Source organism: Luteimonas sp. A501 (assembly GCF_054052085.1).
In genome coordinates this window covers 166,939-180,063 of the sequence record NZ_JBSVRI010000005.1, presented here as the reverse complement: position 1 = coordinate 180,063, position 13,125 = coordinate 166,939, and the positions used below count along the sequence as shown (strand labels likewise).

General features: G+C 70.2%; 13 protein-coding genes. 9 read left to right on the top strand and 4 right to left on the bottom strand.

What is annotated here, in order from left to right:
* Nucleotides 1–82: 82 nt before the first annotated feature.
* Genes hemW through rph form a run of 3 tightly spaced genes read right to left on the bottom strand, consistent with a single transcriptional unit; the run spans nucleotide 83 to nucleotide 2,566 of the window.
* A complete protein-coding gene (gene hemW, locus ACW7G5_RS13660; protein ID WP_457005377.1) occupies nucleotides 83–1,234 on the bottom strand; it encodes a radical SAM family heme chaperone HemW in 1,152 nt (383 codons plus the stop codon).
* 3 nt (nucleotides 1,235–1,237) lie between these two features.
* Entirely contained in the window at nucleotides 1,238–1,831 is a 594-nt protein-coding gene (gene rdgB, locus ACW7G5_RS13655; protein WP_457005375.1) for an RdgB/HAM1 family non-canonical purine NTP pyrophosphatase, read from the bottom strand.
* Nucleotides 1,832–1,834: 3 nt separating this feature from the next.
* Nucleotides 1,835–2,566, bottom strand: coding sequence for a ribonuclease PH (gene rph, locus ACW7G5_RS13650; RefSeq protein ID WP_457005373.1), 732 nt, complete (start codon nucleotides 2,564–2,566; stop codon nucleotides 1,835–1,837).
* Nucleotides 2,567–2,629: 63 nt separating this feature from the next.
* Between rph and ACW7G5_RS13645 the strand changes: the two genes are divergently transcribed.
* The 9 genes from ACW7G5_RS13645 to ACW7G5_RS13605 all read left to right on the top strand — a co-directional run bounded on the left by ACW7G5_RS13645 (nucleotide 2,630) and on the right by ACW7G5_RS13605 (nucleotide 12,245).
* Nucleotides 2,630–3,490, top strand: a complete 861-nt coding sequence (locus tag ACW7G5_RS13645; protein WP_457005371.1) for a YicC/YloC family endoribonuclease — start codon at nucleotides 2,630–2,632, stop codon at nucleotides 3,488–3,490.
* 10 nt (nucleotides 3,491–3,500) lie between these two features.
* On the top strand, nucleotides 3,501–4,118 hold the full coding sequence (gene gmk / locus ACW7G5_RS13640) for a guanylate kinase (RefSeq protein WP_457005454.1): 618 nt from the start codon (nucleotides 3,501–3,503) through the stop codon (nucleotides 4,116–4,118).
* Nucleotides 4,119–4,238: 120 nt separating this feature from the next.
* Complete coding sequence (rpoZ, locus tag ACW7G5_RS13635) at nucleotides 4,239–4,541, top strand: DNA-directed RNA polymerase subunit omega (protein WP_457005369.1); 303 nt, start codon at nucleotides 4,239–4,241, stop codon at nucleotides 4,539–4,541.
* 163 nt (nucleotides 4,542–4,704) lie between these two features.
* Nucleotides 4,705–6,861 carry a RelA/SpoT family protein gene (locus tag ACW7G5_RS13630; protein ID WP_457005367.1) on the top strand — a complete coding sequence of 719 codons (2,157 nt, stop codon included), beginning with the start codon at nucleotides 4,705–4,707 and terminating at the stop codon, nucleotides 6,859–6,861.
* A gap of 74 nt (nucleotides 6,862–6,935) precedes the next feature.
* Nucleotides 6,936–7,319, top strand: a complete 384-nt coding sequence (locus ACW7G5_RS13625) for a RidA family protein (RefSeq protein WP_457005366.1) — start codon at nucleotides 6,936–6,938, stop codon at nucleotides 7,317–7,319.
* 3 nt (nucleotides 7,320–7,322) lie between these two features.
* Complete coding sequence (recG, locus tag ACW7G5_RS13620; protein ID WP_457005364.1) at nucleotides 7,323–9,440, top strand: ATP-dependent DNA helicase RecG; 2,118 nt, start codon at nucleotides 7,323–7,325, stop codon at nucleotides 9,438–9,440.
* A 17-nt stretch (nucleotides 9,441–9,457) separates the two neighbouring features.
* The gene (locus tag ACW7G5_RS13615) at nucleotides 9,458–10,390 is read left to right on the top strand and encodes a nucleoside hydrolase (RefSeq protein WP_457005362.1); all 933 of its coding nucleotides are present in this window, start codon (nucleotides 9,458–9,460) and stop codon (nucleotides 10,388–10,390) included.
* A 66-nt stretch (nucleotides 10,391–10,456) separates the two neighbouring features.
* Nucleotides 10,457–10,699, top strand: a complete 243-nt coding sequence (locus ACW7G5_RS13610) for a type B 50S ribosomal protein L31 (RefSeq protein ID WP_343254709.1) — start codon at nucleotides 10,457–10,459, stop codon at nucleotides 10,697–10,699.
* A gap of 271 nt (nucleotides 10,700–10,970) precedes the next feature.
* The gene (locus tag ACW7G5_RS13605) at nucleotides 10,971–12,245 is read left to right on the top strand and encodes a citrate synthase (protein WP_457005451.1); all 1,275 of its coding nucleotides are present in this window, start codon (nucleotides 10,971–10,973) and stop codon (nucleotides 12,243–12,245) included.
* A gap of 185 nt (nucleotides 12,246–12,430) precedes the next feature.
* Here ACW7G5_RS13605 and ACW7G5_RS13600 read toward each other — a convergent pair whose 3' ends face one another.
* Complete coding sequence (locus ACW7G5_RS13600; RefSeq protein WP_457005360.1) at nucleotides 12,431–13,120, bottom strand: hypothetical protein; 690 nt, start codon at nucleotides 13,118–13,120, stop codon at nucleotides 12,431–12,433.
* Nucleotides 13,121–13,125 lie beyond the last annotated feature (5 nt).

The window sequence follows — 13,125 nt, the reverse complement described above, 5'->3', positions numbered from 1 at the left end:
TGTGGGTTTCATATCACGGGCATCGAGTGACGGCCAGCACGGAAAGCGCAGGCCCGCGCGGCCACCCGGGCGCAGGTCGGCGTCAGGCCAGGAAGAGCGAGACCACGTCGTTGCCCAAGCGCCGCCCGAGGATGGTCGGGACCACGCGATCGCCATCGATCCGGAGCCAGTCGCGAGCCACTGCTTCATCAAGTTCGGCCGCGATCGCCGTGCGCGGCAGGCCGGTGCGTGCCTCGAAGTCGCCCAGGGCGAAACCTTCGTGCAGGCGCAGCGCATTGAGCATGTATTCGAAGGGCAGGCGCGCGGTCTCGACGTCCTCGTCGCCGCCCAGGGCGGCGGCGGTGCCGGCGACGCCCATCCACGCCGTGGGGTGCTTGAGCTTCCAGCGCCGGCGCACCGTCTGCGTTGCCCCAAGGCTGATCTTGCCGTGCGCGCCGGCGCCGATGCCGAGGTAGTCGCCGAAGCGCCAGTAGTTGAGGTTGTGCGCGCACTGCCGGCCGGGGCGCGCGTAGGCGCTGACTTCGTAGTGCTCGAAACCGGCTTCGGCCAGCATCGCCTGGCAGTGCTCCTGCATGTCCCAGGCGGCGTCCTCGTCCGGGATCGCGTCGGGCGGGCGCGCGGCGAACAGGGTGTTGGGCTCCAGCGTGAGCTGGTAATGCGAGACGTGCGCGGGCTGCAGCGCGAAGGCGCGCTCGAGGTCGCGCGCGGCGCCGGCCAGGTCCTGGCCCGGCAGCGCGTACATGAGGTCGACGTTGATGTTGTCGTAGCCGGCGTCCTGGGCCAGCTTCACGGCGGCGTCGGCCTCGCGGCTGTCGTGGATGCGCCCCAGGCGCTGGAGGCAGCCGTCGTCGAAGCTCTGGATGCCGAAGCTGAGCCGGTTCACGCCGGCGGCGAGGTAACCCTCGAAGCGCCCGTGCTCGGCGGTGCCGGGATTGGTCTCCAGCGTGATCTCGCAGCCGGGCGCGAAGCGCAGCCGCGCGCTGGCCTGCTGCAGGAAATCGTCGATGGCATCCGCCGGGAACAGCGAGGGCGTGCCGCCGCCGAAGAACACGCTGTGCACGGTGCGGCCCCAGGCCAGCGGCAGGTCGTGCTCGAGGTCGGCGATCAGCGCCTGCACGTAGCCGGCGAAGGGCAGGGCGCCGCGCTGTTCGTGCGAGTTGAAGTCGCAATAGGGGCATTTGCGCACGCACCAGGGCAGGTGCACGTACAGCGACAGCGGCGGCGGCACCAGCATGGCCTAGGCCAGTTCGTGCAGGCGCGCGCGCAGCGCGGCCAGGGCGCGGCCGCGGTGGCTGGTCGCGTTCTTGCGCGCGGCCGGCAGCTCGGCGGCGGTCAGGCCGCTGTCGGGATCCAGGAACAGCGGGTCGTAGCCGAAGCCGCCGTCGCCGCGCGGCGCGCGCAGGATGCGGCCGCGCCAGCTGCCCTCGACGACCAGCGGCCGCGGGTCGGTGGCGTGGCGCAACAGGACGATGCAGCAGTGGAAACTGGCGCTGCGGGCGTCGTCGGGCACGCCGTCGAGTTCATGCAGCAGGCGCTCGATGTTGCGCGCGGCGTTGCCGCCCTCGCCGGCGTAGCGCGCCGAATACAGGCCGGGCGCGCCGTCGAGCGCGTCCACGCACAGGCCGGAGTCATCGCCCAGCGCCGGCAGGCCGGTGGCCTGCGCCGCGTTGCGGGCCTTCAGCAGGGCGTTCTCGACGAAGCTGAGCCCGGTCTCATCGATATCCACGACGCCGAGCTCCGACTGCGCGCGCAGCCTGAAGCCCGCCTCGCCGAGCAGCTCGCGCAGTTCGACCAGCTTGCCGGCGTTGCCGCTGGCCAGCACCAGGTCCATGGCTCAGCCCGCGGCCAGCGCGGCCTGCTGGGCCGCGAACAGCTCGCTGCAGCCCTTGGCGGCCAGCTCCAGCATCGCGTCCAGCTCGTCGCGACGGAAGGCGTGGCCTTCGGCCGTGCCCTGCAGCTCGATGAAGCCGCCGCCGTCGTTCATCACCACGTTCATGTCGGTGTCGCAGTCGCTGTCCTCGGCGTAGTCGAGGTCGAGCACCGGCACGCCGCCGTGGATCCCGACCGAGACCGCGGCCACCGCGCCGTGGACCGGGTCGCGCTTGATGTCGCCGCGCGCCTGCAGCCAGCGCGTCGCGTCGACCAGGGCCACGTAGGCGCCGGTGATCGCGGCGGTGCGGGTGCCGCCGTCGGCCTGCAGCACGTCGCAGTCAAGGGTGATGGTGCGCTCGCCCAGGGCGTCGCGGTTCACGCAGGCGCGCAGGCTGCGCCCGATCAGGCGCTGGATCTCCAGGGTGCGCCCGCCCTGCTTGCCGCGCGAGGCCTCGCGGTCGTTGCGGGTGTGGGTGGCGCGCGGAAGCATGCCGTATTCGGCGGTGACCCAGCCGGTGCCCTTGCCGCGCAGGAAGCCGGGCACGCGGTTCTCGACGCTGGCGGTGCACAGCACGCGGGTTTCGCCGAAGGCGACCAGCACCGAGCCCTCGGCGTGGCGGGTATAGCCGCGCTGGATGCGCACTTCGCGCATCTGGCCGGCCGTGCGGCCGCTGGGGCGTGGGGTCTGGGACATGTCGATTACCGCTGGAATGGCGCGCGAGTTTACCATCGGCACCCCGATCCCCTGGATGCCGGCATGATCCGCAGCATGACCGCCTACGCGTCTGGCGAGCGCACAACCCCCTGGGGCACGCTTGCCTGCGAGCTGCGTGCGGTCAACCACCGCTTCCTCGAGATCGGCATGCGCGCGCCCGATGAACTGCGCGCGCTGGAGCCGCAGCTGCGCGAGCGGATCTCGGCCCGGGTCGCGCGCGGCAAGCTCGACCTGTCGCTGCGCCTGCGCCCCGCCGAGGGCGCGGCTTCGCTGCACGTCGACGATGCGCTGCTCGGCCAGCTGTCCGCGATCGCGCAGGACGCCGGCGCGCGCTTCCCCGGGCTGCGCACCCAGTTCGTCGACCTCCTCCAGTTCCCGGGCGTGCTGCGTTCCGCCGCGCCGGAGCCGGAAGCGCTGCAGGCGGAGCTGCTGGCGCTGCTCGACCAGGTGCTTGGCGAGTTCATCGCCGCGCGCGAGCGCGAGGGCGGCAAGCTGGTGGCAAACATGCTCGAACGCGTCGACGGCATCGAAGCGCGCGCGGCGGAGGTCCGGACGCTTGTGCCGCTGATCCGCGCCGGGCAGCGCACCAAGCTCGAGGCGCGCCTGGCCGACCTTGCGCAGGCGGCGGATCCGGGTCGCGTCGAACAGGAGCTGGTGCTGGCGCTGCAGAAGCTCGACGTCGACGAGGAGCTCGATCGCCTCGACAGCCACGTCGCCGAGATCCGTCGCGTGCTCGGCCAGCCCGAGCCCGCCGGCCGCCGCCTCGACTTCCTGCTGCAGGAGTTCAATCGCGAGGCCAACACCCTGGGTTCGAAGTCGGTCGATGCCCGCACCACCAACATCGCGGTGGAGCTGAAGGTGCTGATCGACCAGGTCCGCGAACAGGTGCAGAACATTGAGTAGCGACGCCCCGATGCGCGGGACCCTGTTCATGGTCGCGGCGCCGTCGGGCGCCGGGAAGTCGAGCATCGTCAACGCCTGCCTTGCGCGCGACCCGAACATCAGCCTGTCGGTCTCGTTCACCTCGCGCGCGCCGCGCCCGGGCGAGCGCCAAGGCGAGCATTACCACTTCGTCGACGACGCGGAATTCCAGCGGATGATCGATGCCGGCGATTTCTTCGAACATGCCCGCGTCCACGGCGACTGGAAGGGCACCGCGCGGCAGTCGGTCGATCCGCAGCTGGCGGCGGGCCGCGACGTGCTGCTGGAGATCGACTGGCAGGGCGCGCGCCAGGTGCGCGCCGCGGTTCCGGACTCGGTAGGTGTGTTCATCCTGCCGCCCTCGCGCGCCGCGCTCGACCAGCGCATGCGCAAGCGCGGCCAGGACAGCGAGGAGGTCATGGCCCGGCGCCTGGCGGCCGCGCGCGAGGAAATGTCGCACTACGGCGAGTTCGACTTTGTCATCGTCAACGAGGACTTCGACACCGCGGTGGCCGAGATGTGCGCGGTGTTCAGCGCCAGCCGCCTGCGGCGCGAGGCGCAGGCGCGACGCCACCAGGCGCTCATCCGCGCCCTGCTGGCGGGGGAGTGACCCGCCCCGCCCCGCAAGTCACTGATTTTCATTGCGCGTTACTTGTTTCTGCAAGTCGCGTGGGGTATCATTTCCGGTTCCTTACACCGCATCGACGGCCCGCCGGCCGCCCGGAGATTTATGGCCCGCATCACCGTTGAGGATTGCCTCCAGGTCATCGACAACCGCTTCGAGCTGGTCATGATGGCCGCCAAGCGCGCCCGCCAGCTTGCCAATGGCGTCGATTCGCAGCTCGACAACAGCGAGAACGACGACAAGCCGACCGTGCTGGCGCTGCGTGAAATCGCCGCCCGCCGCATCGATGCCGACTACGTCGAAGCGGTCGAGAAGTCCGAGCGCGAGCGCCGCGAGCGCGAAGCGCTGGAATGGGCTGCCGCCGAGGTGGTTGCCGACGACGAGCTCGGCAAGGGCGACGACGCCTGAGCCACCCGCGCGCGCGCCGACAGGTGCGTTGCCGCAGCACCCGCGCTGTCGCATTGACGGCCCCGCCCTGGCGGGGCCGTTCGCGTTTTGCCAGACGAAGTCGCCTGGCCGGGAGCGGAGGCGCTCCATTGCCGGCCCGCAGGCGCGCGCGTACGCTCGCTGCATGAACGCAGCTGAACTTGCGCTGGTCACCGTGCCGGTCCCCGGGGATGAGGAGATCCCGGGGTACATGCGTGCGCTCGAGGCCGCCGCCGCCTATCTCCCGGCCGAGCAGATGCGGCTGCTGCGTCGCGCCTGGGCGGTTGGTGCCGCGGCGCACGCCGGCCAGGTGCGGAAGTCCGGCGAACCCTACATCACCCATCCGGTGGCGGTGGCCGGCGTGCTGGCCGAGCAGAAGGTCGACCTCGAGACCCTGGTCGCAGCGATCCTGCACGACACCATCGAAGACACCCCACTGACCCGCGTCGCCCTTGCCAGCGAGTTCGGTGAATCGGTGGCGGAACTGGTCGAAGGCGTCACCAAGCTCGACAAGCTGCATTTCGCCAGCCGCCGCGAGGCCGACGCCGAAAGCTTCCGCAAGATGATGCTGGCGATGGCGCGCGACCTGCGGGTGATCCTGATCAAGCTCGCCGACCGTCTGCACAACATGCGCACGCTCGGCGCGCAGTCGGGCGAGGCGCGGGCACGCATCGCCCGCGAGACGCTGGAGGTCTACGCACCAATCGCGCAGCGCCTGGGCATGAACCTGATCAAGTCGGAGTTGCAGGACCTGGGCTTCCGCGCGCTGTATCCCATGCGGCACCGGATCCTCGACAAGCGGATCCGCACCCAGCCGCAGCTGCGTCGCGAGGCGATGGCCAAGATCGAGGCCCAGTTGGCGCAGCGGCTGACCAAGGAAGGGTTGAACTACCGGCTGGTGAGCCGGGTGAAGTCGCCCTGGAGCATCTACAACAAGATGCGCGCCGAAGCCAAGACCTTCGCCCAGGTGATCGACGTCTTCGGCTTCCGGCTGATCCTTGGCACGGTCCCCGACTGCTACCACGCGCTCGGCGTGGCGCACTCGGTATACAAGCCGGTCGACGGCCGCTTCCGCGACTTCATCGCCATCCCCAAGGCCAACGGTTACCAGTCCCTGCATACGGTGTTGTTCGGACCGTACGGCTCGCCGATCGAGGTCCAGATCCGTACCGAGGAAATGGACCTGATCGCCGAACGCGGCATCGCCGCGCACTGGGCCTACAAGCACGGTGGCGGTGGTCCCAACAGCGCCCAGCAGCGTGCGCACGCGTGGATCTCCGGGCTGCTGGAGTCGCAGAGCGGCACCGGTTCGTCGCTGGAGTTCCTGGAAAACGTCAAGGTCGACCTGTTCCCCGACGAGGTTTACCTGTTCACGCCCAAGGGCGAAATCATGTCGATGCCGCGCAACGCGACCGCGGTGGACTTCGCCTATGCCGTGCACACCGATGTCGGCAACCAGGCCGTGGCCGCGCGGGTGGACCGCAAGCTGGTGCCGTTGCGCACGCGCCTGGTCAGCGGGCAGACGGTCGAGGTGGTGACCGCGAAGTCGTCATTGCCGCGGCCGCAGTGGCTGGAGTTCGTGGTCACCGGCAAGGCGCGCACGGCGATCCGGCAGCAGCTCAAGCAGCTCGAGCACGAGGATGCCGTGCAGCTTGGCCATCGCATGCTCGACAGCGCGCTCGAGGATCTCGACAGCTCGCTCGAGCGCCTGCCGCCGGCCCAGCTCGAGGCCTACCTGGCCGAACACCGGTATCCGCGGCTGGAAGCGCTGCTGGCCGATGTCGCGCTTGGCAACCGGATGCCGGCGCACGTGGCGCAGTCGCTCAGCCACAAGGATCCCGCAAGCGCGCGCGCGCACCGCGAGGACCGCATCCTGATCACCGGTGCCGAACGCGGCGTGGTGACTTTCGCCAACTGCTGCATGCCGATCCCGGGCGACGACATCATGGGTTACCACACCGCCGGGCGCGGCGTGATGGTGCATCGGATCGAGTGCCCGAACGTGGCCGAGTACCGCAAGTCGCCCGAACGCTGGGTCGACATCGGCTGGGACCGCGAGGTTACCGGCGACTACAACGTCGCGCTGCGCTTCCAGGTCGAGAACCGCCCCGGCGTGCTGGCCCAGGTGGCGGCGGCGGTGGCCAAGGCCGACTCCAACATCGATGCGGTGGAGTACCTGGAGCGCGATACCAACGTCTCGGTGATCCAGTTCGCCATCGAAGTGCGCGACCGCACCCACCTGGCCGACGTGATCCGCAAGGTGCGCAGGCTCGGCGTGGTCCATGGCGTACAGCGCCAGTAGGCCTGCGCTCGATGGCGGTGGGCGCCTGCCGCGGTCATAATCGGCGGCCACGTACAGTCGCAAGGATGTCGCGCATGCCCAGGCAACCCGTCCGCACCGGCGATGCACCCGCCGCGATCGGCCCGTATTCGCAGGCCGTGCGCGCCGGCAATACCGTCTTCGTGTCGGGCCAGATCCCGCTGGATCCAGCCACCGGCGAGCTGGTGCCCGGCGATCTCGCCGCCCACGCGCGCCGCGCCTTCGACAACCTGCGCGCGGTCTGCCAGGCCGGCGGTGGTTCGCTCGACGACGTCGCCCGCGTCGGCCTGTACCTGACCGACCTGTCGCAGTTCGCGGTGGTCAACGCCGTGATGGCCGAGTACTTCACCGAACCGTATCCCGCGCGTTCGACCATCGAAGTGTCGGCGCTGCCCAAGGGCGCGCAGTTCGAGGTCGACGCGGTGATGGTCCTCGACTGAGGCGTGGCCGCGCGGCGCACGCCGGGTACGCCGGCGCCCGGACTGGCGCCGGTCGGTGCGACCGCACTGTCCACGCTTGCCGGCGTGGGGCCGAAGATCGCTGAAAAGCTCGCCGCGCGTGGCCTGGAAACCCTCCAGGACCTCTGGCTGCAGCTTCCGCGTGGCTATGAGGACCGCACCGCGTTGACGCCGTTCCGCCTGCTGCAGCCTGGCGTCGCGGCGCAGGTCGAGGGCCGGGTCGAGGCCGTCGAACGGGGGTTCCGCTACCGGCCGCTGCTGCGCGTTGCGCTCTGCGACGATTCGCACGCGACGCTGGTGCTGCGCTTCTTCCATTTCCGCGCCGTGCAGGCCGCGCAGTTCCAGCCCGGCGTGCGCGTGCGCGCCTATGGCACGCCGCGGCCGGGACAGCGCGGGCTGGAAATCGTGCATCCCAGCTACAGCCTGCTCGATGACGCTGACGATGCCGGACTCGGCGATCGCCTCGATCCCGTCTATCCCGCGGTGGAGGGCATCGGCCCGGCAACGATGAAGCGCCTGATCGCGCAGGCGCTCGACCGCCTCCCGGGCGACGACGTGCTGGAGTTGCTGCCCCCGGGGCTGCTGCGCGCGCACCGCCTGCCGGCGCTGCGCGAGGCGCTGCTCACCGTGCACCGGCCCCCGCACGACGCAGATGTCGATGCGCTGATCGCAGGGACCCATCCGGCGCAGCGGCGGCTGGCGTTCGAGGAACTGCTCGCGCACCACCTCAGCATGCGCAGCCAGCGCCTCGCCCGCCAGGCCCATGCGGCCACGCCGCTTGCCGATGCACGCCTGGCCGAGCGCCTGCGCGCTGGTCTGCCGTTTGCGCTCACCGGCGCGCAGGAGCGCGTGCTGGCCGAAGTACGCGCGGACCTTGCGCGGCCGGTGCCGATGCTGCGCCTGGTGCAGGGCGACGTCGGCTCGGGCAAGACCGTGGTCGCGGCGATGGCGGCGCTGATGGCGGTGGCCGATGGCCGCCAGGCGGCGCTGATGGCACCCACCGAGTTGCTCGCCGAACAGCATCTCGGCAACCTGCGTGGCTGGCTCGAACCCCTGGGCGTCGAGATCGCGTGGCTGGCGGGCAAGGTCACCGGTCGAGCGCGCGGCCGCGCACTGGCCGCGGTTGCCGACGGCGGCGCGCAGGTGGTGGTCGGGACCCATGCGCTGATGCAGCAGGCGGTGGCGTTCCACGACCTGGCGCTGGCGATCGTGGATGAGCAGCATCGCTTCGGCGTCCACCAGCGCCTGGCGCTCCGCGACAAGGGCGGCGAGGGCGGTCGCGTGCCACACCAGCTGGTGATGACCGCGACCCCGATCCCGCGGACGCTCGCGATGGCCGCCTACGCCGACCTGGACGTGTCCGCCATCGACGAGCTGCCGCCCGGGCGCACGCCGGTGCAGACCGTGGTCATGGCCGAGGGCCGTCGCCCGGAGCTGATCGAACGCATCCGCGTCGCCTGCGCCGAAGGCCGCCAGGCCTACTGGGTGTGCACGATCATCGACGAGTCCGACGAAGTGGTCGCGCAGGCCGCGCAGGCGACGTTCGAAGGGCTGTCGGCCGCGCTTCCCGGGCTGCGCGTGGGCCTGGTGCACGGGCGCATGAAGGCTGCGGAGAAGCAGGCCGCGATGCGCGCGTTCAAGGATGGCGAATGCGACTTGCTGGTGGCGACCACGGTGATCGAGGTCGGCGTGGACGTGCCCAACGCCTCGCTGATGGTGATCGAGAACGCCGAGCGCCTCGGGCTCGCGCAGCTGCACCAGCTGCGCGGGCGGGTGGGGCGGGGCATCGAAGCCTCCAGCTGCGTCCTGCTCTACCAGGCACCGCTGTCGCGCACCGCGCGCGAGCGCCTGGCGACCATGCGCGAAACCGGCGACGGCTTCGTCATCGCCGAAAAGGACCTGGAGCTGCGCGGTCCCGGCGAACTGCTGGGCACGCGCCAGACCGGATTGGCCACGTTCCGCGTCGCCGACCTCGCGCGCGACGCGGGCATGCTGCCGCTGGTGCACGCGCTTGGCGAAGGGCTGCTGCACGACCATCCGGCGGTGGCCGCGCGCCTGGTCGCGCGCTGGGTTGGCGGCGCGGCCCGGTACGCCTCGGCCTGATCGGGGATAATCCGGCGATGGACGAACGCATTCCGCTGTTGATCGATACCGACCCGGGCGTCGATGACGCACTGGCCCTGCTGATGGCCTTCGCCGATCCGCGGCACGAGGTCGTGGGCCTGACCATCGCCGCCGGCAACGTCGGCCTCGGGCACACCGTCGCCAATGCCCTGAAGCTGTGCGAGGTGCTGGGTCGCGACGACGTGCCGGTGTTCGCCGGCTGCGACCACCCGCTGCTGCACCCCTCGCCGGATGCCGCCAACGTGCACGGCCGCGACGGCTTCGGCGACGCCGGCCTGGCTCCGGCCACGCGCGGCGCCGAGTCGCGCCACGCCGCCGAGGCCATCATCGAGCTCTCGCACCGGCATGCCGGCCGCCTGCTGCTGGTGGCACTCGGGCCGCTGACCAACGTCGCGCTGGCGCTGCGCCTGGACCCGACGCTGCCTTCGCGCGTGGCGCGGCTGGTGGTGATGGGCGGCGCGGTCACCGGGCACGGCAACATCACGCCATCGGCCGAATTCAACGTGTTCTTTGATCCGGAGGCGGCGCACATCGTGTTCGGCGCTTTCGAGCGCTTCGACCTCTGCGACTGGGAGGCGACCATGGCCCATGGCTTCCTCCACGCCGACGTCGAGCGCTGGCTGGCGGCGCCGGGTCCGGTCGCCGCGTTCTACGAGGCCGTGTCGCGGCATACCCGCCTGTGGTCTGCCGACGCCCGCGGCGAGCGCTGGCACTCCGCCGATTCGCTGGCCATGGCCATGGCGCTGCGCCCCGACGGCGTGCGTGAAGCGCAGGAGCGACCGATCGAAGTCGTGCTGGGGCATTCAGCCGCCCGTGGAGCGACGCTGGTGGACTGGCAGCGCCAGCTGGGGCGCCCGGACCGGGCGCGGATCCTGCTCCGTTACGACCAGGCGGCCTACGAGGCGCAGGTGCGCGATTGCCTCGCTTGAAGGCTTGCGGGCGGTTCTGCTGCCGGCTATAATGCCGCTCTTCCCTCGATCACTCTGGTGCCCGCCATGAAGGCCGACATCCACCCCGAATACCGCGACGTCGTCTTTCAGGACGTGACCTCGGACTTCAAGATCCTCACCCGTTCCACGCTCTCCAGCAAAGAGACCGTGAAGTGGGAGGATGGCAATGAATATCCGCTGGTCAAGATCGAAGTCTCCTCGGCTTCGCATCCGTTCTATACCGGCCAGAACAAGCTGATGGACACCAGCGGTCGCGTCGACAAGTTCCGCAAGCGCTACGCCAAGTAAGCGCCTGCCATCGCGCACGCCCGACGGCCGCCGAAAGGTGGCCGTCGTCGTTTCCGGCGCACGCCCGCGCGCGGAGGGCAGACGCAGCATCCCGGCGATCACCGGCCGCATGGATACGGCGGCGCACGTTGCTATGCGATAATTGCCGCATCGCGTCAAAGCCGCGATCCGCCTGATTCCCCGACCGCCTGCCGCACCGCGCCGGCGTGGGACGCCAAGAAGGAGTGCGAGAGTGTCCGCCAACCAGAACACGGCCGGCAGCGAGCCGTCCATCGCCACCGTCCAGGTCGACGGTGCATCCGTCGAGCTGCCGGTCATCAAGCCAACGCTCGGCAACGAGTGCATCGACATCGCGAAGCTGCCCAAGGCCACCGGGCGCTTCACCTACGATTCCGGCTTCACCGCGACTGCCAGCTGCAAGTCCGCCATCACCTATATCGACGGCGACGAGGGCGTGCTGCTGTACCGCGGCTACCCGATCGAACAGCTGGCCGAGCACTCGAACTTCCTCGAGGTCGCCTACCTGCTGATGAACGGCGAACTGCCGGACCAGGCCGAAATGGCCGCGTTCGACCACGACGTCACCCATCACACGATGATGCACGAGGCGTTCAAGAGCTTCATCGGTGGTTTCCGCCACGACGCCCATCCGATGGCGATGCTGGTCGGCATGCTCGGTTCGATGGCGAGCTTCTACCACAACGACCTCGACTACGACGATCCCGCGCAGCGCCGCCTGGCCGGCATCCGCCTGATCGCGAAGCTGCCGACCATAGCGGCTGCGTGCTACCGCTATTCCATGGGTTGGCCGGCGAACTATCCGCGCAACGACCTCGGCTACGTCGAGCGCTTCCTGCACATGATGTTCGAGCTGCCCAGCGGTCCGCTGGAGCTGTCGCCGGTCGCGGCGAAGGCGATGGACCTGCTCTTCATCCTGCACGCCGACCACGAGCAGAACGCGTCCACCTCGACCGTGCGCCTGGTCGGTTCCACCGGCGCCAATCCGTACGCGTGCATCGCCGCCGGCGTTGCCGCGCTGTGGGGGCCCGCGCATGGCGGTGCCAACGAGGCCGTGCTGAAGATGCTCGCCGAGATCGGCGACGTGAAGAACGTGCAGTCGGCCGTCGACCGCGCCAAGGACAAGGAGTCCGGGTTCCGCCTGATGGGCTTCGGCCACCGCGTCTACAAGAACTTCGACCCGCGCGCCCGGATCATCCGCGAGATGACCCACAAGGTGCTGGGCGAACTCGGCATCGACGACCCGATGCTCGAAGTCGCGATGCGCCTGGAAGAGGCCGCGCTGAAGGACGACTACTTCGTGCAGCGCAAGCTGTACCCGAACGTCGATTTCTACAGCGGCATCATCTACAAGGCGCTGAAGATCCCGACCGAGATGTTCACGGTGATGTTCGCCATCGCGCGCACCGCCGGCTGGGTCTCGCACTGGCTGGAACAGCAGACCGATCCCGAGTTCAAGATCGGCCGCCCGCGCCAGGTCTATACCGGCGCGGCATCGCGCGACTACGTGGCCACCGCGAAGCGCTGACCGGTTCGCCAGTCGGCCGTGCCAGGAACGCCCCGCATCCGCGGGGCGTTCCGCGTTTCCGGGCAGGGAATTCCGACATGGATCCGGTCGGCGGCGGATGGTGCGCCATGGCGCCGGCACGGGAGCTCGAAGTGCGCACGGGCATCGTCACGGCCATGCAGCCTTGCCGCGCAAGCGCTTCCGCGTCATCGCCGGGCGGCAGTGGGTCCGACGCCGGCGCCGGCGCCGGTGCCGGTGCCGACGCCGGCGACGACGTCGTCCGCGGCAAGCAGCTCCTGCAGCTGGGCACGCGAGGCGCGTGGCATTGGCCGTTCATCAATGCCCGACAGCGGCGCCTGGCGCAGCGTGTCCAATGGCAACACGGTCAGGTCGAATGCCAGGCCGTCGGCGTTGAATGTCCAGACCGGTGCATCGCAGTCGCGCGCCCGGTCCAGGCGGATGCGGCGCGAGCCCGCCTCGGCCGGAATGCCGGCGTCGGCCAGGAAACGCGTGACCTCGTCGGCGTCATCGATGTGCAGGTGCAGGGACACGGCCGTGTGCTGGTCGGCGGTGCCGTCGAGCACGCGGCCGACCAGGCGCGGCTGGAACGGCCCGAAGAAGTCGAGCGCCTGCAGTGCCGCGTCGCGGCGCGTGCGCAACGTGACGGCCTGTGCATCGCCCAGGAACAGGCGCTGGTACTCGCGAAGCGCATCTTCGATCTCGCGGTTCCGCGGCAGCGAGGCGTCGTCGTGGATGCCCAGGCGGTCGGCGGCCTTGCGCTTGGCCTGGTGGTAGTCGCGGATGCCGCCTTCGGCCATCAGCCTGGCGGCTTCGTTGGCGAGCCTGTGGCGGCGTTCGCGGGTGTTTCGCTCGGCGTGTTGTCGGGCGCGGCGCATGCATC